This window comes from Saccharibacter sp. 17.LH.SD, from assembly GCF_009834805.1.
Classification (GTDB): domain Bacteria; phylum Pseudomonadota; class Alphaproteobacteria; order Acetobacterales; family Acetobacteraceae; genus Saccharibacter.
In genome coordinates this window covers 420,128-439,112 of the sequence record NZ_WVHO01000010.1, presented here as the reverse complement: position 1 = coordinate 439,112, position 18,985 = coordinate 420,128, and the positions used below count along the sequence as shown (strand labels likewise).

The window sequence follows — 18,985 nt, the reverse complement described above, 5'->3', positions numbered from 1 at the left end:
CGCATGTTGAAGTGTGTAGGTTTTCTTATGGATCATTCATTTTATGACAATGCCCCAACGTAGTTTGAAGATCGTTCACGTAGGGGATTTCTTTTCAAGTTTGAAAAAGCGTTCTCCCAGTCAGTTTAGTGTGGGAGGAAAGCTGAGTAATGGCCTTATTCGGAACGGGCATCACGTTATTAATTTTGCCTATCGTGATATAGCCCGCGCGGAGGGGTGGTTTAATAGTCGTTATTTAGGGAAGAGAGCGCTATGGCGTGCTCTTAAAAGTTTTATGGAAACATGCCGTCCTGATATTCTGTTATTAGGGCATGGCTATATGATCCCACCTGAAATTATTCTGGATATTCGACGGGCACATCCTGGCCTCACGACGATTCAATGGAATATTGATGCGTTGTTTGTAGAGGATAACGTGCGTGACTTTGTTGCGCGTCATCATGTGGTGGATGCGAGCTTCATTTCGACCGCAGGATCGCTCGTAAGGGAATTGATTGGTCATGAAGGTATTGTAGGGTTCCTTCCTAACCCTGTTGATTGGTCAGTTGAACGCGGCCGAGCACATGAGCATGCGCATTTAGAGGCCGATTTATTTTATGCATGTGGTAACCCTGCGCGTCTTAGGCGGGTATGTGGCCGTGACTGGGAGATGAATGAATTTTGCCAGGAATTGGAGCAACATTTACCACGTTCTATGAAATTTTCGTATGCGGGTGTCAGGGGAGCTCCTTACTATAGTGGCGTTGATTATGCGCACTTATTAGAAGGAACGACAATGGGGCTGAATATTAGTCGCCGGGCAGATTATTTCTTATACAGTTCGGACCGACTGGCTCATATGATTGGGAATGGGCAATTAATTCATATTGAGCGTCAAACGGGGTACGACCATCTTTTTTCTGATCATGAAATGAGTTTTTTTAGTTCGTTTGATGAACTCGTCGACAATATCACGCGGTACCACAAGGCGCCTCAGGAGCGCCAAAAGGTCGCCGAGGCTGGTTGGCGGCGTTATCATGAGCTCTTTAACGAGCGTCGCGTAGCAGAATATATCATTCATACAGCGTTGGGCGGAGAGTCTTCTCAGGAGTTTCCATGGGCCTCCTGTCTGTCATGAGGGCAATAGCCGGGCATTGGAATTGGTGTTTTTATAGCTTTATTGGGCTTGGCTTCCTCATGCCCTCTTTGCCGGCATGGGCGCTTGTTTTTTACACGCTCTTTGTGCCGCTCTTTACTGTACGATGCACAGTAGGGAGGTCACGCACTGTTCCTGCGGAAGCATGGGGCGGTATAGTCTTCATAGGGTGGGCGCTTCTTAGCTTTTTATGGAGCCCGTCATGGCATGGTTGGCTTGATGCGGTGTGGAGCGTCCTATTTATTGCGGGTGGCTTATACGCGATAGAAGACGATCCTGCGTTTAGTGAGCGTGTGAAACGTATTTGTATAGCGGGCTCGACGGTTAATAGTGCCATGTCATTGGGGAAGCAGATTCTCGGGATGACATATAATATCCGTCCCGGCGGTGTCGGCATGCTGCATGTCACATTGCCTTCTGTGATTATTGCGGGTGTGTGTCTTATATGGGCGTGTGAGGCCTTACTGAAAAACAAAGAGTTGAAGCGTGAAGCTCTTTTAGCGGCGGTAATTCTTCCGTCTTTTATGTTTTTAAGTGGCAGCCGCACACCATGTCTCTGTGTCGCTGTTGCCCTGATGGTGTTGTTATGCCGAGCTCCGCGGTATCATTGGCGTCGCATTCTCATTTATGGTGGTAGTGGATTAGCCCTTTTTTGTTTGCTGTTGCGTGATCGTGTGAGGGCGTTTTTGTATGATGCCGTTGCGCGTGGTGATAGTTTTCATCGTGCGATATGGAAAAGCGTCTGGCATGACGCGCTTCAGCATCCATGGATAGGGCATGGCTTTGGCGCACTAACGGCTGTTCATATCCAGAATATGGTCTTTGCACATGCTCATAATCTCTATTTGGACGTGTTCTTCCAGGGGGGAGCTGTCGGTTTAGTTCTGTTGCTCACGGCATGTATATGGCCATTTATAGGCGCAAAAAGGAGTAATGTCGGAATAGTGGCGTGCTTCTTTTTTCTATCATGTGTGTTGTTAACGGATATGGCCTCTCCGCTGAAAGGACCTGCGGAAATATGGTATGTGCTTTGGGTTCCATGGTTATGTTTGGTAGCCTCTGAAAAGAACATACGTGTGTCGAAGGCATGTCCTATGTTGTGAAGAAGGTTTTTTCAGGTAGAAAATCTATGGCATCAGGCTAAGGGTAATGTTGCCGGAAGAAGGGGGATAAGAGGTTCCCCTTTAGACTTAGGCGCGTCCATTCGTGGTTTGTTGCATTAAAAATAGTTGAACACCCCGGGAATATATCTCGGGGTGTTCTGTTTTATATCTTATTGGGTGTGTTGTATGAAATGAGCAGGATATGTGAGGTGCTGCCTGTTATAGTCTAGCTCGTTCCGTGTGAGCTGGAAGCCAATTTCTAACGTATAAGGACTTACTTGAGGGTTGTCGCCTGTTGGTAAGTCAATAAATCGTAGTGGCGTATTGAGCTGTTGAGCACCGTTGTTAGCGGCAATGCGGATGGTTTCGTGGAAGATCTTTTTATCGACAATGGCGCCATCATGGGTGATCGCGACAAAATAAGTAATGTCATCTGTTTTTTCTGTCGCCGCTGGGCCGTGTTCCATGCGGAGAGCCAAGCTGAGACGGACGCGCGTGAGTGGGCGGTGGTGCGAATCTTGTGGTCCATCGCGGCAATCACCGTTCACATCCGTAATTTGAGCGTGGCTTACGAGATGACTAACGTCGATTCCCTTGCCGTTATAAACAAAACGGTCCGCAACGGAGCCAGGCACATCAAAAGCAGGGCAAGCCGGGGCAAAAGAGGTTACGGCGTCATCATCACTACATCCGCCTAGAAAACCTAGGGTTAAGAGGACACATGTGCCGCCTATGGAGCGAATTACGCGTGATAAATAGGGACGAGATGAGGGCATCAGTTCCAGAAACTCCACAAGAAAACGGTACAGACATTGCGACAAAAGACAATCCATCCGATATAAGCGCCTGAGCGACGGTGTCAAAACCTTCTCTACTTTGAGAGGAAGGGGACGGCAGTTGCCTTCTATCGTATCGACCTTCGCCTGCCTGGGGAACATTATGTCAGAACAGACGAGACCAGTAACTTCTAACTCTGCTACCCCCGGAGCAGATCCCGCTCATTCTAAACGCCCTATGCGTCTTCTTCTAGCGGGGCCACGTGGCTTTTGTGCTGGGGTAGATAGGGCTATTCGCGTTGTAGAAGAGGCTTTGCGTCGTTATGGCGCACCTGTTTATGTACGCCACGAAATTGTTCATAATCGTACGGTTGTGGAAGGGCTTGAGGCCAAAGGAGCTATCTTTGTTGAGGAACTTGATGAAGTTCCACCAGATGCTCATGTCGTTTTCTCGGCCCATGGCGTGCCGAAATCTGTTCCGGCGGAGGCACGGCGCCGTAATCTTATTTATCTTGATGCCACATGCCCGCTTGTTTCTAAGGTTCACCGTGAAGCAGAGCGCCACTTTGCCGGTGGCGGGGAAGATCAGCGTCATATCCTCATGATTGGCCATGCGGGACATCCTGAGGTTGTCGGGACAATGGGACAGTTGCCTCCTGGTGCTGTTACGTTGATCAATGACGCTAAAGAGGCAGCGAGTGTGCAGCCTGAAAACCCTGATAAGCTCGCATTTATCACGCAAACAACACTTTCTGTTGATGATACAGCAGAGATTGTTGATATTTTGCGCAGTCGGTTCCCTTCTATTGAAGGCCCACGCCGTGAAGATATTTGCTATGCGACGACGAATCGTCAGATAGCGGTTAAAGAGCTAGCCGCTGAGTGCGATTTGTTTGTTGTGATTGGGGCGACAAACTCCTCTAACTCCCAACGGTTGCGTGAAGTTGCAGAACGCTCCTTAGCGAAACGTGCTCTTCTGGTCCCAAAAGTGGCGGATATGGACTGGAGCGAAATGGAAGGCGTTGAGACGCTGGGCATGAGCGCGGGTGCTTCTGCACCAGAAAGCCTTGTTCAAGAGATGATTAAAGAGCTTTCTATGCGGTTTGATTTGAGAATTGAGGAGCGGATTGTGAAAGAGGAAAACATCAATTTCCGTCTTCCTTATCCGCTGACAGAGACGGTGTAAGCCATTATGGCCGTTTATACGGATGTTGGGGAGGAGATGTTGAGGCACTTCCTCCAGAGTTATGAACTGGGGGAACTTCAGTCGTTCCATGGAATTGCTGAAGGTATTGAGAATAGCAATTTTCGTCTTGTAACCGATAAAGGGACTTTTATCCTTACGCTGTTCGAGCGGCGCATGGACCCACAGGAGCTCCCTTGGTTCCTAGGGTTTATGGGGCATTTGGCACGGGAGGGCATTTCGTGCCCGCTGCCCATTGCCGGGCGTGATGGAAACGCTTTGAGGTCTCTCGCAGGAAGGCCTGCGGTGATTGTGACGTTCCTTCCTGGAACATCGTTGGACCAGCCTGATCAGCATGCTTGTGAAGAGCTGGGGCGTATGATGGCGCGACTTCATGTGTCGGGGAAAGGCTACGTGCCGGTGCGCCGTAACGCGTTAGATCCGCAGGGGTGGAAAGCGTTATTGGCGCGCTGCTCTAGCGGTGGGGAGCCACGCGTTGAAGTGCTTATCAGTGAAGCACATCAAGCATTACAACGTCTTATGGCGCAATGGCCTGAGAGTGATATGTTGCCGCGTGGGCAGATCCATGCGGATCTTTTTCCAGATAATGTGTTTTTCCAGGATGGACGTCTCAGCGGGGTGATCGATTTCTACTTCGCATGCACAGACTTTCTTGCTTACGATATTGCGATTTGTCTCAATGCCTGGTGTTTTGAGAATGAAGAACAGTATCGCCCTGAATGGGCGCAAGCGCTACTGAGCGGGTATGAGTCTGTCAGACAATTGACCGTGCAAGAGCGTGAGGCTTTGCCTCTTTTATGCCAAGGGGCAGCGTTGCGTTTTCTCCTGACACGTCTTTATGACTGGGTGCATACACCAGAAGATGCTTTGGTAACGCGTAAGGATCCTTGGGCTTATCAGCGTCGACTTGCCTTTTTTATGGGACGTAATGATGTCTGAGCATGAGGTTTCTGATTCGTCCTCACGGCCACATGTTGATATTTGGACTGATGGCGGATGCAAGCCAAACCCTGGCCCTGGTGGGTGGGGGGTGCTTTTGCGGTTCCAAGGACGTGAGCGTGAAATGAAGGGGGGCGACCCCGAGACGACGAATAATCGTATGGAATTAACCGCTGCGGCCGTTGCTCTTGAGACGCTGACGCGTCCTTGTACTGTATGTCTCTATACGGATAGTGAATATCTACGGAATGGAATCACCCGTTGGCATACGGGGTGGGTGCGTCGAAACTGGCGTAATGCTTCAGGTGATCCTGTTGCCAATATGGATTTATGGCGTCGTATATTAGATATTTCTAAAAAGCATGATGTAGAATGGCATTGGGTGAAAGCGCACGCTGGGCATGCTGAGAATGAACGTGTGGACCAGCTGGCAACTGAAGGGCGCGAAGAGCTCACACGAGAACCCTGATTTTCTGCGCCATCCCATAAGAGGAGTCTCTAGAGTGCGTGTGTCATCTTTGCATATTTACCCGGTGAAAAGTCTTGCTCAGGTGGACTGCGAATCATTGCACTTAGATCCGTGGGGGCCCGAGGGTGACCGCCGTTGGATGGTGGTGGATGAAGGTGGCACGTTCATCACTCAGAGAACGAATCCAGATATGGCGCGGATTAAGGCGGTTTTGAGCTCGGATGGAGTACGTTTAAAAGAGGGTGATTTTTCCATCACGGTGAAAATTCCCGTTAAAAGGGAACGCCGCGTTCGAGTATGGAAGAGCGAGGTATTGGCGTGTGATGCGGGTGAGGAAGCCGCTTCGTGGCTTACGGAGCGGCTGAAGCGCTCATGCCGTTTGGTCTATATGGATCAACCAGCAGAAGCCCGAAAGCAGCATTATCAAGGCGTCAATTATGTGAACTCCTTCGCTGATGGATTCCCAGTTTTGCTGTGCACTGAGGCATCGCTTGGTGATCTTAATAGACGTTTGGCGGATGCCGTTCCGATGGAACGTTTTCGTCCTAACATCGTGATTGCGGGCTCGAGGGCTTGGGAGGAAGATGGTTGGCGGCGTTTGATGATAGGTGAGACTATTCTGCGCATTATGAAACCCTCTTCACGCTGTGTGACAATAACGGTTGATCAACAAGAAGGAAAAATTCCAGTTGTTGGGCAGCCTTTAAAAACGCTCGGACAGTTTAGACGGCAAGAAGACGGGATTATCTTTGGCCAGAATGTGCTTATTGAGCGGCCAGGTCGTATCGCTGTTGGTGATGAGGTAACGTTATTGTCCTGAATTTATATGTTTTTCTATGAGGGAAGGGGTTTACCTAGCGTCTCATTTTGGGTAGAAGATCCCACAGCTGATCCCGAATAGCTCAGTTGGTAGAGCAAGCGACTGTTAATCGCTGGGTCGTAGGTTCGAGTCCTACTTCGGGAGCCACTTTGTAAGCCTGGGCGTAAGCTTAGGCTTTTTTGTTATCTTCCCATTTTAGAGTGATTATCCAAAAGATTGTAAAAAACAGTAGGGAAGGGGGTTTACCCGGAACTTCGTTTTGGGTAGAAGATCCCACAGCTGATCCCGAATAGCTCAGTTGGTAGAGCAAGCGACTGTTAATCGCTGGGTCGTAGGTTCGAGTCCTACTTCGGGAGCCACTTTGTAAGCCTGGGCGTAAGCTTAGGCTTTTTTGTTATCTTCCCATTTTTGTTATGCCGTCCTGTAAAGACGAGTTGCAAAATTTTTGCACGGCGTGCAGATGAGAAGATTATGACATCAGCACAAAATCCTACTCCGCAATCCGTGAATTATGCCACTGTAACCTGGGATCAGCTTCATCGTGATGCGCGTATCCTTGCGACGGCTCTCATGCGTCAACATGCACCTTTTCGTGGATTGGTCGCTATCACACGTGGAGGGTTAATTCCTGCCGCCATTTTAGGGCGTGAAATGGGATGCCGCTTAATTGAAAGTGTTTCCGTTGTAAGCTACGAGGGTGAAGAAGGCACGCAGCAAGAGCCTAAACTTTTAAAAGCGCCTACTGCGGCTGGAGATGGGGAAGGGTTCCTCATCGTTGATGATCTTGTCGATTCCGGTGTGACAGCGCGCTATGTAAGAGAAATGCTTCCTAAGGCGGTTTTTGCTTGTCTTTATGCGAAGCCCGATGGAAAGCCTTTTACTGACCATTTCGTCACTGAGGTCGCGCAGGATACGTGGGTATTGTTCCCATGGGATACGGCACCATTGTTTGTTCCACCGTTAATTCGTGGTGAGCAACGCTAAGTTTTTCAAAAAAAATGAAAAATAGGCGAGAAAGCCTCTTGCCTATTCAGATCAATAAGACTAGTGTCCCTCAAGTCGTCGGGGCGTGGCGCAGCCTGGTAGCGCGCTTGTTTTGGGTACAAGAGGCCCCCGGTTCGAGTCCGGGCGCCCCGACCACGCAGTGTTATGAAGGCAGAGCGCCCTTAGCTCAGCTGGATAGAGCAACAGCCTTCTAAGCTGTGGGTCGCTGGTTCGAATCCAGCAGGGCGCACCACATAAGAAACTGCGATTTTTTGAACATTTCCTTCCCCCGAAAATTAAGGTATTTCTCTCCATAGGGAACGTATAGGGAACAAAAAACAGCGCATAGGCACGCCGTTTTAGCCCATATGGTTTTTTAGGTGTTTGATTAGAGTTGCCGGATGATGGCACAAGGATCAGCCGAGATTGCCTCACAGATCATAATAAATTCGATGACATCAATACGCCTTTCCCCGAGCTCATATTTTGAGACAAAGGATTGGGGTCTCTTAAGCTGTAAGGCTAACTCTACTTGTGTCAGGGATTTCTCCTTTCGTGCTGTAATGAGAAGTTGCAGCATTTTGGTATAACGATCAGAAAAAATAGATTTCACAAGGGCCTCCCAAAAGGCCCTGTAAAAAAGAGATTGGAAAATATCCCAAAATAGGATATTTGTTAATGACACAGCTTGGGATGAATAGCTTTCATGGATTGAAGAGAAGCGATGAATCATTGTTTCTCAACGAAAATGAAATAAGGGGCTTTGTGGACTTAAAGAATAAGTTCCTAATCTCCTCCCCAGTAGCGTGAATAAATAGAGATTATGTGTAAATGAGGGGACAAATATGCCGCTTCTGTTCTTAGGGTTTGCAGCGTTAGGTATTTACGATTTGTGCCTAAGCTTTGTTGGTCTTCAAGCCTCAATAGGAATTTTTTTTACTTTAATTTCTCTTGGGATAGCTTTCTTTTTTCGTACTTCCATTGTGATAGTTATCGGAAGTTATTTGGGGGCTGTGAATGTTTTAGGTTGGCCTTGGTGGGGTGGAGTTTTAATTGCTTGTCCTGGATTGCTCTTTGTCTTGCCTCATATGGTGAATGAGTTTCTGAGCAGAGCACAATAAAAAATCAGTGGATTATCCCGAAAAAGAATAACGGTGTTATTACTCATCAGGAGGTTATGATGACTTCAAAGAATGCCCCAATTAGCAATGAGCTTATGGAAACGGTTCCTGTAATATTATTTGAAATAGCGAGATTATCTGAAATGTTTAAAAATGTTAATCAAGGCATTTGGAGTAAATTATCTTGGGCTTCTGTTGCTGGTAGAGCAGAAGGGGCCAGAATTTGGTACGGTAGAGGGGTGTCTTCAGTTAATGTGACGTTGAGCGTAGAAGCATTTCAATACGCACAAAAAGCTCTAATTGTCGTTTACAATAAAGTAAGAAAAGAAATGCAAAAAGGGAATGGGTCTGTATATAACGAGTATTATAAAGAAATATACAATCATACAGTTCTTGCGATGAAAATAATAGATCGTATTATTGCGCACAAAAAGAGCATCCTATAGGGGGTTATTCTTATGAAAAGAATATTGGTGATTCTCATAGGATTTTCTTCTTGTTACTCGATGCCAGTATTAGCCGCTCCTTATTCCTTTGGGCCTAATCCCAATCTTCCGTGGGGAGGAGGAAGTGCAGGGACTATGGGACAAAATGTCATGCAGGGGCTGGGTATTGGGCAGAGCCTTTCTTGTTCATTCCAAGGTATCTGTCCCGGTGCTAATACTAGCATAGCGACAAGCCCACCGATGGACGCTCGTAGTGAAAGAGCTTTTGCTGCTCGACAGGGAGGGTTTTTACCCTATCCTGGTGAGCATTATACCCGATCATATATGCGGCGGGACGGTACCTATGTAGCTGGTCATTATTCAACTAATCCGGATAAAACAAAGTTGAATAATTGGAGCACGAGAGGGAACATCAATCCGCATACAGGTAGCGTGGGTTACAGAAATCCCTATGATGCACCAAACAATACACCGATGGGTGCATCGCGTTTTCATCAAGTTTCTGTTTCTGGGTCATCGCTTTTGCATCATCACAAACGCTTAAAAATTCGGAGAAAGGAGACGCTTTCGCAGGAGCCTTTGCCGCCACCTGTTCCTTTCCCACCGGATGAGATGGATCGTTAATAACTGCGTTTGTGTCATGCCCCCATCCCTCATGGACCAACGGGAAAATGAGGGGGGCGGCTTTTATAACGGACATTATTAGAGAAAGTTTTTCATTCCCATGGCGTCTCGTCAGATATTGGATGTGGCTATATAATGGCACTGTTATTGTGATTGCTTATTAAAAGGTCGCTCCTTATGCCTGAGAATAATGTTGTTTCTGCCGTTTCAGATTCTCAGGGCTCTCCTTTTGAAAATGTATTAAATTGGATTGACGTCTCGTCCCCGACGAATAGAGATCGGGGAACGAATTTTGAAAAATTATGTCTTATTTATTTAAAAAATAGCCCTCGTTGGGTTGTTCTGTTTAAGGCGGTTAAGACGTACAGGGACTGGGCGATAGACCATGGGGAGCGTATTTCAGACGGACGGGATACAGGTATTGATCTTGTTGGCGTTTGTCATGATGGGCGTAACGTTGCGATACAGTGTAAATTTTTTACGTCGGGCGCACGTATCTCTAAGAAGGAAATAGATTCATTTATTTCTGCTAGTCCTTTGAGAGAGAATGGTTTTTCAGAGCGATTGCTCATTACAACGGCTCCTCTAGGAGGGAATGCCCAAAAAACAGCCTATGAAAATAAACTGATTATTATTGATCATCAGGCACTTGAAGAAAGTGGCTTTGATTGGGCGCATTATCTACCAGAAGAGGCTCTTTTAACAGACGGTGCGAGAGAGCCTCTTTCATTACGTGATTATCAGCAGTCGGCTGTGCTGGCATGTTATGGCGCGTTCCGTGAGCAAAAGAAGGCGCGCGCTCAGCTTCATATGGCTTGTGGTACCGGGAAGACGCTAACTTCGTTGGCTATTGCAGAGAAAATTGCGGGCGATGGGAAGACAGTTTTATTTTTGGCTCCGTCACTTGGATTGGTGCAGCAGACGCTTGATTCATGGACAAATAAGACCAGCTTGCCCATTACACCTTATGTTGTCTGTTCAGATTCGGATACCGGTAAGCGTGTGGTAGATGAGGAGGGAGCACGTTTTGTTATCCAGACCTTATCTTATCCTGCAACGACAGACCCTGCTTCGTTAGTGCGCTCTTTCCAGAGCGGTCAACGGGTCCAGAAGTCGGGTATGACAGTCATCTTTGCTACTTATCAATCAATTGCGGTTGTGCATGAGGCGCAGAAATGTGCGCATGGATTGCCTGCATTTGATTTGGTGATTTGTGATGAGGCACATCGTACTACGGGACTTGTTGAAGAAGGGGACGACCCCGGTGTGTTCCAGGCAGTGCATGATGCGGATTATTTGCATGCAAAGCATCGTCTTTATATGACGGCAACGCCGCGTATTTACGCAGAGGGTACAAAGAACAAGGCCAGTCAGCAATCCATGGTATTGGCGTCCATGGATGATGAGAGGACTTATGGGCCTGTAGTCTTTGCCTATAGTTTCCGTCAAGCCGTGGATGATGGGCATCTATGTGACTATCGCCTCGTTGTGCTCCGTATTCAGCAAAGTGATGTCCGGAAAATACTCGCGAGTTCAGAAGATGAGACAGACCGCCAAGCGTCAGAAGCAAAGGTAGACGAGAGGGCTAAGAAGAAAGGACGTAAACAAGGCGGGAAGCTGAAGGACGAGGAAGAACAAGCACGTGTGCATCTTGATGATGCGTCACGTATTATTGGTTGTTGGCGTGCGATGTTAGGTCATGATCTCGCCGTAGAGAGTGAGGCTGAAGAGACTGACAAGCCTATTCCTCAACAAATGAAGCGGGCTGTAGCGTTTTGTGGTGCGATTGAAGAACAGACGCCGCTTGTGTCTTCTAAAAAAATTGCTCGTGTTTTTTCTCATGTGGCTAATCTTTACGATCAAGAGAATGGCTTGACGGACAAACAGGCAGAGGCGCGGCATGTTGATGGTTCTATGTCAGGAAGTGAGCGTGAAGAAGCTTTACGGTGGTTAAAGGCAGAGACACCGGAGGGAACGTCCCGTATTCTCTCTAATGTGCGGTGCTTGTCAGAAGGGATTGATGTTCCCTCGCTAGATGCGGTGTTATTTCTTTCGCCGCGCAACTCTACAGCGGATATTATTCAGTCCGTTGGGCGAGTGATGCGCAAAGCTCCAGGGAAGTCGCTGGGCTATATTGTTGTCCCGATTATCATTCCTGATTTTGTTCGTGATAGTGAGATTGAGACCTATCTTGATGCTGGAGGCTCTGGCTTTGCTTCTTTATGGAAGATTGCTGCGGCTTTACGTTCGCATGATCCACAATTAGAAGCGGATGCGAACCAGGTAGCCATTGGGGCACGGGGGCGTATTACTAACCTGCTAACTGTTACAGCACTTCCACAGCGTAAGAAGACGGACGAAGAACGTGCTGCCGATGGCGGAACGGATATGTTGGGGAGTGATGCCACTCAGGCAGAGCGCGAAGCACAAGCAAAAGGGAATAGAGAACGTCGAGAAAGAGAGCAGCAGCGCGTTGCTCAGGATGGGGACGGCACGCAAAACCTTGATTTGGAGCTTGAACAGCATATTCGCCAAGAGGTAGATGCTTTTGGCGGTGCAGTACGAGCACGGTTGGTGAAGCGTTTGGGTAGTGGGGTTTATTGGGACGAATGGGCTAAGAAGGCAGGCTTTATCGCTCAACAGCTCATTGCTGAAATTACCCGCATGCGTAAAAGCACGGCAAATTCAGAATATGATAATGTCCGCCGGGCGTTCTCAACTTTACTGAAGAATATTCGTAAAACGTTAAACAATGCTGTGTCTGAAGAGCAGCTTACAGGAATGCTGGCACAGCACATCGTTACCATGCCACTTTTTGAAGCGTTGTTTGGTGATGGTGAAGCCAATCGAACGGAGAAGAATCCCGTTGCACGTGAGCTTGAGCCATGTGTTCAAGCTTTTCGTGACGCTGGGCTTGCCCAATTTGAAGGGGTGGAACTCAAGGAATTTTGGGATGAAGTGCAGCGTTCTGTTAGGGGGATGAATGCTGTCGGTCGGCAAAAACTTATCAAAACACTCTATGAAAAGTTCATTAAAAACGCCTTTCCACGCGATGCTAAGGCCTTTGGTGTGGTGTACACGCCTATAGAGGTGGTAGACTTTATTTTGCATTCCATAGAAGCGGTGATGCAGAAGAACTTTGGCCATGGCATGGGGGCAGACAATGTGCATGTGCTCGACCCTTTTACTGGCACGGGGACTTTTGTAACTCGTTTGTTAGCCTCAGGGATTCTGTCACCTGAGCAGGTGAAAGAGAAATATGAAAGCGGCATGATCTGGGCGAATGAGATTATGTTGCTGACCTATTATATTGCGACCATTAATATCGAGACTGAATATGCCCGCATTACGGGAGAGTGGACGCCTTTTAATGGTGGCGTGTTTACCGACACTTTCATGCTGGACAATAAAGACCTTGAACGTCTGGCAGGTATGCGTGGCAATGCTGATCGTATTCGTCGCGAAGCTGATGACAGAAATATTCGCGTGATTTTTGCTAATCCGCCTTATTCATCGGGTGCCACGAAAGCGGGTGATGGCACGGAACTGGTGAAATACCCGCGCTTGGATAAGGCTATTGCTGAGAGCTATGTACAATTCTCGCAATCGACAAATAAAAATTCTCTTTATGATTCCTATATTCGTGCTTTGCGCTGGTCATCTGATCGTATTGATCAACAGGGCGTCATAGGCTTTGTCAGTGGAGCCGGTTTTTTAGAAGGCGCGGCTGCTGCTGGTGTAAGGAAATGTTTGGCGGAAGAATTCTCTGATCTCTACGTGTTTCATTTGAGAGGAAATCAGCGCACATCTGGCGAACTATCACGAAAAGAAGGAGGAAAGATTTTCGGGGAAGGCAGTCGTTCGCCTATCGCTATCTCCATCTTGGTGAAAAACCCTAATTCGGTAATTCGTGGAAAAATTTTCTTCCACGATATTGGGGATTACCTAACGCGTGAGCAAAAACTTGCGAAGTTGGGTATGTTCCAATCTGTAGAAGGGATTGAGAAAGAAGGGTTATGGCAGGAAGTTGTCCCGAACCAACATCATGAATGGATTAACCAACGGGATGAGAGCTTCTCTGAATTTATCTCTATGGGGAGCAAGAAAGGGCAAAAGGAAGAGACGCTCTTTGGATTGTATTCTCGTGGACTGGGAACAGGGAGAGACCCTTGGGTTTGGAATTTTTCACAAAAAGTAATTGAAAAAAATGTGCACGCTATGGTGGAATGCTATGAGCAAGAACGCCAGCGCTTGCATGGATTTGGTTTAGGGCAAAACAGAGAGAGGCTCGAAGAGGAGCTAAAAAAATCACCGGTATTTCAATCACAAGTAATGAGTTGGACGCGGGCTATTCGGCGGGATGCGGTGTACAATAAGCCGTTGTCCTATGATGATGGGGTGATAAGGGTTGGTAGTTATCGTCCTTTTACAAAAGAGCATCTTTTCTTTGGGCGACGCCTGAATGAGGATATGAGCCAACAGCCTAGACTCTTTCCTTACGCACAAGCTGAAAATTTGGCGGTTTGTGTGACGGGTACAGGAGTAGCGCGTTTTGCTTGTTTTATTGTGAATGAATTGCCTGATCTTAGTATATTGGGAGCGGCTACGGGTACCCAATGCTTCTCACTCTACGTGTATGAAAAAGAAGAAACAGAACAAGGCGGGCAAGGTAACCTGCTCACCCAGGGGAACAGTGCAGGTTCTTTACATAACGGCTATCGCCGAAAATACGCCCTAACTGATTCCGGGCTAGCGTATTTCCAGGAAGCCTATCCAGGGAAAGAGATCAGTAAAGAGGATGTGTTCTTCTATGTATATGGATTGCTGCATTCTCCTGAGTATCGTCAGAAATACGCAACGTCTCTGAGTAAAGAACTCCCGCGCATTCCACGCGTCAAAACATGGGAGGCGTTTACACAGTTTTCCCAAGCGGGGCGCAAGTTAGCCACGTTGCATACCGAGTATGATGCGCAAGAGCCATATTATGACCCAGAAAAGAATGAGAACGTGCAGATAAAAAATGCGGGAAGTGCCGAGGAAACTTTCCGTGTAGAACAAATGGCTTATGCTTCTAAAAAAGATGGCAAAGCGAGGGAAAAAGACCGCACAATGCTCATTTATAATCCTTACGTAACGGTCACCAATATTCCACTAGAAGCCTATGATTATATCATCAATGGCAAGCCTGCCTTAGATTGGGTTATAGAGCGGCAATGCATCAGCACAGACCAAAAAAGCGGCATCACCAACGATGCTAACCGTTGGGCCATCGAAGAAATGCACAACCCTCGTTATCCGTTGGAATTGTTCCTAAAGGTTGTGACGGTGTCTCTGGAGACGATGAAGATTGTGAAGGCTTTACCTAGGATGGAGGCAAGATAATATGAGTAATTTTGATCACAATGAGTATATGCATTTATGTACGGATATAATGCAGGATTACCAAGGATCTTCTAATCGAGGGAAGATAAAAACAATCAGGCAGTATGCTGAGATATTGGTAAGGAAGATATTAAACCTAGCGTCAGATAAAGAAGTAATGCTTGGTAATAAAAAGATCATCAATGAGTTGAAAGGACTTATAAAAGACGAAGATTTTTTCACGCACCTTCTAGATGTTATTAAAGAGAATGGTAATGATTGTACTCATACGCAAGTTATAAGGAAGATTACTAATGATGATTTGAAAGTTTGTATTGAAAGTCTTTATATGGTTATATCATATTTATTTGTGATTTTTTTTAGGAAATATAGGTTCGGATATAATGAACCTATTATGACGGCGTTTTCTATTCTACCTCCAGTTATTCGATATAATACATTGTCGATATTAAATAAAGAAGATGCAGAAAATCCAATGATAGTGGATAAGCTTTCTTTGGCAATATTAAAATATCGTGGTTTACAAGAAGCACAGAGATGGCTTTTGGAACGGAAAGATATGCTATCGAGAATTCCATCAGTTACAGACGAAACTTATCTTGTTATGAAAGAAAAATTAGGAGTTCAGCTTGCTGATAGGTTGCGTGCGTCAGGTGGCAATATGTTTTCCTTTAGTATGGGCAAGGTAGAGCGTGTTTCTAATAATATAAATGAAGATCGTTTCCCTGTTTACGATAGTTTTGAGAGTTCGTTGAAACTTTTTCAGGAAAAAGGCTTGCTAGAAGAAGATAGTGAGGAAAACAAAGAGTTTAATTCACTTATGAAACTTGTGTATTTGGGGCGGATTCCTGAAGAAAATGTTTCTTTAGATAGAATAGAACTCTGTTTGCCTATCGTGATGTTAACCCTTTCTTAAGGACACAACCTCTCCCACATCTCGCGCTCTTTTTCAGCCTTTCTACGAGCCCGGCGTTCTTGCCGTAGGGTTTCTTTAAGCTGCTCTTTCTCGCGTGCGGTGCGTTCGCGCTGGGCCTTCCATTCGGCCTCTTGTTGAGCGCGTTTTTGTTGTTTCTGTTCCTCTTTTGAGAGTTGGGATTGTGCGGTGCGGGCAATATAGGCGATGTAACTCATGAAATACTCCGTGGTAAAGCATAAGGGTGTTGTATGTGACGGAAGAGACGCTCAAATTGTTTCAATCTCCTGTAAGAGTATAAGAGATTACTATATGAGGAGGGGGCATATATTTCTCTCCATATAGTTTTTGTTGTTGAGTGTCTCTTCTGTCATTCCTTGCAGAGTTGTTTGTGAACCTAGAGAAATAGTATGACACTTTGCCTGTTAGATTGTCATCATACTGTCGTTATTAGGGTAAGGGAGGCTGGTCTTTTCTCCAAAAGCGTTCTTTGCCATTTCGATTTTGTTCATACCCTAAACGTTTCATGATGCCATTTACACGGCGTTTTGCTCGTTGGTCTTGGCGTTCGTGTGGCATACTAAGCGCTTCCGTCAAAATCCTAGTTGAAGTGATCAGCCTAGGGGGACTGTTTCTCCTTTCATTGGAAAAGGATGGAGGATAAGAAGAGGAGGAGGTTTCTTGTCTATCCAGCCACTCTTTTATAGGCTCATCCCATAGATCGCTTTCATAGCGTTTTTCTGTTTCCTGGTTGGCCATATGCTGCAATTCGGGGCTAGGCCACCATTTCTCTCCTTGTTTGAACAAATGCAGAGCTTCTGCAAAAAGTTGTTCTCGGTCTTGGGCTAAAGCTTTTGTGTCTATTACTCCCGTTTTTACTGGAAAGTAGCGCCGCGCTCCGGTTTCATCACGAAGATATTCACTTTGGTTGGTGGTGCCGATGAAGACGCATTGTCGTGGGATTTTGACATTGCGCCGGGCATAAGCAGCTCTGAAGTCATCAGTTTGAGTAGATAAAAATGCTTTGAGTTCAGTTGATTCTTTTTTCCGCATGACTTCAAGTTCAGATGCTTCTACAAGCCACTTTCCGAGAAGATATTCGCCGATTTTTTTCTTGTCCGATAAATTAGGCAGATGATCGCCAAAATATTTACCAGCTAAAATGGCACATGCTCTGCTTTTCCCTGTGCCCTGTTTTCCTTCAAGGATGAGCATGGTTTCCATCTTACAACCGGGCTCCATGATGCGAGCAATCATGCCGATAAGAAAGCAGAGACCAATTCCTCGGGTGTAAGGAGTGTCTTCAGTTCCCAAATAGGTGGAAAGCCACGATGATACGCGCTCTTTCCCATCCCATTGCAAGGTGTTCAGCCAGTCATGTAAGGGATGGAAAGAGTTTTCCTTGCATATTTTTTCAATAGTTTGCCTTGTTGTTTGAACAATAAGTCCAGTTAGTCCGAGAGATTGAAGGCGACATTGGATATGTGTTTCATCTTCACTCGTGACGGGGTGCCATTTATTGGAAATTTCCTCCCTAATCTCGCATTGTTGGTTCATCATATCAAAATGGAATATATCCTTCAGAGTTGGGGTGTTTCTTGCGACGGTGAGTGCATTATTTACGTTACTTATGGGAGTTCCATTCGCCGTTTTTTGTAGCTTTGCTTTTATATTTTCGGGAAGCCTCTCTTGTTGAGGAGAATTGTTTTGCCCTTGTGCTAAAATAGCATCTATTTCGGCAGGATCGCTGGGCTTCATTGTGAGCCGAGGAGGTGTCCATCCGGTTTCCTTGGCAAAGTTAATAAGTCCCCCCAATCCTGCTCCTGCTGCATCACCTCCAATAGTGGCCCAGCGACGGGATACGTTATCAGCGTCATAGTTTGGGTAATTATGTTGAGAGAAGTTCTGGAAAAGCTCTAAGGCGCTTTTATCAGAGAGATGACCCTCTTTGACGCATCCCTTTAAATTGGCGCCTGCACGCTGCCAATCAGAGTATTCCTGGTTTTTCGCGTTGTTTTGTAAGTGGGAAATTACACTTTCCAAGCATGCTCGGTTGTAGGATTGATTATGCTCTGATGGTTGGGTTCTTTCATATGACAAGATATTTCCTTCGGAGTGTGGGGATGGATTACACTTTGGGCCGGGGTGAGGGGAGAGAAATGCGTAGCTCTTTCTGCCGGGGTTTGGCGGGCATGAGAGACGTGAGAGGAGTGTTTTAATTTCTTCCTTTGTTAGAGGAGGTTGTAATTTATCAATATGGAGGATACTTGCAGATTGTATGGTGTAACCGCGTTTTTGTTTGGCAGGCCCTGGAAAGTTTATTGTGCCAGGAAATCTTAGGATACGGCAAACATCCGTTGCGGCCCTGTCTCCGCGGAGAATTTCGGCTAATTCCTTGTTGGTTTTTTCTGCAAATTGCACGCTATCAGGAGTGGCTTTTTCTTTCACAGTAAACCAGATACATTGAAAGCCGTTTCCGCTATCAATAATAAGATGAGGTTTCGCATCCCGGTCTTCTAAAAATTCTAGTTTTTCTTGTATCTGTCTGCGTGCCGCGTCCCTCGGTAGATCTGGGGTAGGATCAATGTCGACCCACGTAGCAGTAAGGGTAACGATATCGCCCTTAGCTGCTTTTTTTGTGAGGTCTTTGGAGGATGTATTTACTTGCCAGTAAATATTTCTTTTCTGTCGTTGTTCTTCCTCAATCCAAGATATTCCGTCATTGAGCGAATTTTTGTCTATTATGAAAGTGTGTGGCGCTCCCTGTTGGGAGTGGATGCTGAACAGATGCACGTGCTGGTTTTGTTCAATCATGAAGGATAAGAATGAACGTGGATCATTGTTAGTATTGCTCATACTTTCACTCCTTTTTCTGGAGTGTCGCGTTCAGTAATCCGGGCTTCGATCCAGGAATCAAGTTCGGATGACAGCCAGCCGACGCGATTGGACGTAATTCTTACGGGGCGCGGGAAAAGACCAGCGTTTACGTGCCGATAAAGAGAGGAGACCGACAGGTTAACGCGCTTTGCGGTCTCTTTTGAATTTAGAAGTATAAGAGGTGACATGATT

Annotated in this window: 17 protein-coding genes and 4 tRNA genes; 16 read left to right on the top strand and 5 right to left on the bottom strand. The window is 46.4% G+C overall.

Annotated elements, in window-relative coordinates; translation table 11 throughout:
• Positions 1-43 precede the first annotated feature (43 nt).
• Entirely contained in the window at positions 44-1,117 is a 1,074-nt protein-coding gene (locus GS501_RS06625) for a glycosyltransferase (RefSeq protein ID WP_237442449.1), read from the top strand.
• Positions 1,096-2,238, top strand: coding sequence for an O-antigen ligase (locus GS501_RS06620; protein ID WP_160831058.1), 1,143 nt, complete (start codon positions 1,096-1,098; stop codon positions 2,236-2,238). The genes GS501_RS06625 and GS501_RS06620 overlap by 22 nt, the downstream gene beginning before the upstream one ends.
• A 170-nt stretch (positions 2,239-2,408) precedes the next feature.
• Here GS501_RS06620 and GS501_RS06615 read toward each other — a convergent pair whose 3' ends face one another.
• Complete coding sequence (locus tag GS501_RS06615; RefSeq protein WP_237442448.1) at positions 2,409-3,014, bottom strand: hypothetical protein; 606 nt, start codon at positions 3,012-3,014, stop codon at positions 2,409-2,411.
• Between the two features lie 238 nt (positions 3,015-3,252).
• Here GS501_RS06615 and ispH point away from each other — a divergent pair, with 238 nt between their 5' ends.
• From ispH to GS501_RS06570, 9 genes are all read left to right on the top strand, one after another.
• Entirely contained in the window at positions 3,253-4,200 is a 948-nt protein-coding gene (gene ispH / locus GS501_RS06610) for a 4-hydroxy-3-methylbut-2-enyl diphosphate reductase (protein WP_370517962.1), read from the top strand.
• 6 nt (positions 4,201-4,206) lie between these two features.
• On the top strand, positions 4,207-5,157 hold the full coding sequence (locus GS501_RS06605) for a homoserine kinase (protein WP_160831055.1): 951 nt from the start codon (positions 4,207-4,209) through the stop codon (positions 5,155-5,157).
• Positions 5,147-5,626 (top strand): ribonuclease HI, encoded by a 480-nt coding sequence (rnhA, locus tag GS501_RS06600; protein ID WP_202405334.1) that lies wholly within the window; start codon positions 5,147-5,149, stop codon positions 5,624-5,626. Before GS501_RS06605 ends, rnhA begins: the two co-directional genes overlap by 11 nt.
• 34 nt (positions 5,627-5,660) lie before the next feature.
• Entirely contained in the window at positions 5,661-6,446 is a 786-nt protein-coding gene (locus GS501_RS06595) for an MOSC domain-containing protein (RefSeq protein WP_370517955.1), read from the top strand.
• 71 nt (positions 6,447-6,517) lie between these two features.
• Positions 6,518-6,593, top strand: a tRNA-Asn gene (locus GS501_RS06590).
• A gap of 136 nt (positions 6,594-6,729) precedes the next feature.
• Positions 6,730-6,805 (top strand) — tRNA-Asn (locus GS501_RS06585).
• A 112-nt stretch (positions 6,806-6,917) separates the two neighbouring features.
• Complete coding sequence (gene gpt, locus GS501_RS06580; RefSeq protein WP_160831053.1) at positions 6,918-7,430, top strand: xanthine phosphoribosyltransferase; 513 nt, start codon at positions 6,918-6,920, stop codon at positions 7,428-7,430.
• 79 nt (positions 7,431-7,509) lie between these two features.
• A tRNA-Pro gene (locus GS501_RS06575) sits at positions 7,510-7,586 on the top strand.
• A gap of 20 nt (positions 7,587-7,606) precedes the next feature.
• Positions 7,607-7,683, top strand: a tRNA-Arg gene (locus GS501_RS06570).
• Between the two features lie 135 nt (positions 7,684-7,818).
• On the opposite strand, the gene GS501_RS06565 is transcribed toward GS501_RS06570, so the two are convergent.
• On the bottom strand, positions 7,819-8,043 hold the full coding sequence (locus tag GS501_RS06565; protein WP_370517954.1) for a helix-turn-helix domain-containing protein: 225 nt from the start codon (positions 8,041-8,043) through the stop codon (positions 7,819-7,821).
• Positions 8,044-8,275: 232 nt separating this feature from the next.
• Between GS501_RS06565 and GS501_RS06560 the strand changes: the two genes are divergently transcribed.
• The 5 genes from GS501_RS06560 (at position 8,276) to GS501_RS06540 (ending at position 15,919) form a co-directional block, all read left to right on the top strand.
• Positions 8,276-8,551, top strand: coding sequence for a hypothetical protein (locus GS501_RS06560; protein ID WP_160831052.1), 276 nt, complete (start codon positions 8,276-8,278; stop codon positions 8,549-8,551).
• Between the two features lie 56 nt (positions 8,552-8,607).
• Positions 8,608-8,997, top strand: coding sequence for a hypothetical protein (locus tag GS501_RS06555; protein WP_160831051.1), 390 nt, complete (start codon positions 8,608-8,610; stop codon positions 8,995-8,997).
• Positions 8,998-9,009: 12 nt separating this feature from the next.
• Positions 9,010-9,621: a hypothetical protein gene (locus GS501_RS06550; protein ID WP_160831050.1), complete on the top strand. Its 612-nt coding sequence runs from the start codon at positions 9,010-9,012 to the stop codon at positions 9,619-9,621.
• Positions 9,622-9,798: 177 nt separating this feature from the next.
• Complete coding sequence (locus GS501_RS06545) at positions 9,799-15,003, top strand: type ISP restriction/modification enzyme (protein WP_160831049.1); 5,205 nt, start codon at positions 9,799-9,801, stop codon at positions 15,001-15,003.
• 1 nt (position 15,004) lies between these two features.
• A complete protein-coding gene (locus tag GS501_RS06540) occupies positions 15,005-15,919 on the top strand; it encodes a hypothetical protein (RefSeq protein ID WP_160831048.1) in 915 nt (304 codons plus the stop codon).
• Here the strand turns inward: GS501_RS06540 and GS501_RS06535 are convergent.
• From GS501_RS06535 to GS501_RS06525, 3 genes are all read right to left on the bottom strand, one after another.
• Positions 15,916-16,134, bottom strand: a complete 219-nt coding sequence (locus tag GS501_RS06535; protein WP_160831047.1) for a hypothetical protein — start codon at positions 16,132-16,134, stop codon at positions 15,916-15,918. The genes GS501_RS06540 and GS501_RS06535 overlap by 4 nt on opposite strands.
• 232 nt (positions 16,135-16,366) lie before the next feature.
• Entirely contained in the window at positions 16,367-18,772 is a 2,406-nt protein-coding gene (locus tag GS501_RS06530) for a VapE domain-containing protein (RefSeq protein WP_160831046.1), read from the bottom strand.
• The gene (locus GS501_RS06525) at positions 18,769-18,981 is read right to left on the bottom strand and encodes an AlpA family transcriptional regulator (RefSeq protein ID WP_160831045.1); all 213 of its coding nucleotides are present in this window, start codon (positions 18,979-18,981) and stop codon (positions 18,769-18,771) included. Before GS501_RS06525 ends, GS501_RS06530 begins: the two co-directional genes overlap by 4 nt.
• Between the last annotated feature and the right edge of the window lie 4 nt (positions 18,982-18,985).

Excerpts from the sequence above, each read along its gene's own strand:
- GS501_RS06620 (WP_160831058.1), top strand. The coding sequence starts at position 1,096 with ATGGGCCTCCTGTCTGTCATGAGGGCAATAGCCGGGCATTGGAATTGG.
- GS501_RS06555 (WP_160831051.1), top strand. The coding sequence starts at position 8,608 with ATGATGACTTCAAAGAATGCCCCAATTAGCAATGAGCTTATGGAAACG.
- GS501_RS06530 (WP_160831046.1), bottom strand. The coding sequence starts at position 18,772 with ATGAGCAATACTAACAATGATCCACGTTCATTCTTATCCTTCATGATT.
- gpt (WP_160831053.1), top strand. The coding sequence starts at position 6,918 with ATGACATCAGCACAAAATCCTACTCCGCAATCCGTGAATTATGCCACT.
- ispH (WP_370517962.1), top strand. The coding sequence starts at position 3,253 with ATGCGTCTTCTTCTAGCGGGGCCACGTGGCTTTTGTGCTGGGGTAGAT.
- GS501_RS06535 (WP_160831047.1), bottom strand. The coding sequence starts at position 16,134 with ATGAGTTACATCGCCTATATTGCCCGCACCGCACAATCCCAACTCTCA.
- GS501_RS06560 (WP_160831052.1), top strand. The coding sequence starts at position 8,276 with ATGCCGCTTCTGTTCTTAGGGTTTGCAGCGTTAGGTATTTACGATTTG.
- GS501_RS06545 (WP_160831049.1), top strand. The coding sequence starts at position 9,799 with ATGCCTGAGAATAATGTTGTTTCTGCCGTTTCAGATTCTCAGGGCTCT.
- GS501_RS06615 (WP_237442448.1), bottom strand. The coding sequence starts at position 3,014 with ATGCCCTCATCTCGTCCCTATTTATCACGCGTAATTCGCTCCATAGGC.
- GS501_RS06525 (WP_160831045.1), bottom strand. The coding sequence starts at position 18,981 with ATGTCACCTCTTATACTTCTAAATTCAAAAGAGACCGCAAAGCGCGTT.
- rnhA (WP_202405334.1), top strand. The coding sequence starts at position 5,147 with ATGATGTCTGAGCATGAGGTTTCTGATTCGTCCTCACGGCCACATGTT.
- GS501_RS06550 (WP_160831050.1), top strand. The coding sequence starts at position 9,010 with ATGAAAAGAATATTGGTGATTCTCATAGGATTTTCTTCTTGTTACTCG.
- GS501_RS06625 (WP_237442449.1), top strand. The coding sequence starts at position 44 with ATGACAATGCCCCAACGTAGTTTGAAGATCGTTCACGTAGGGGATTTC.
- GS501_RS06605 (WP_160831055.1), top strand. The coding sequence starts at position 4,207 with ATGGCCGTTTATACGGATGTTGGGGAGGAGATGTTGAGGCACTTCCTC.
- GS501_RS06540 (WP_160831048.1), top strand. The coding sequence starts at position 15,005 with ATGAGTAATTTTGATCACAATGAGTATATGCATTTATGTACGGATATA.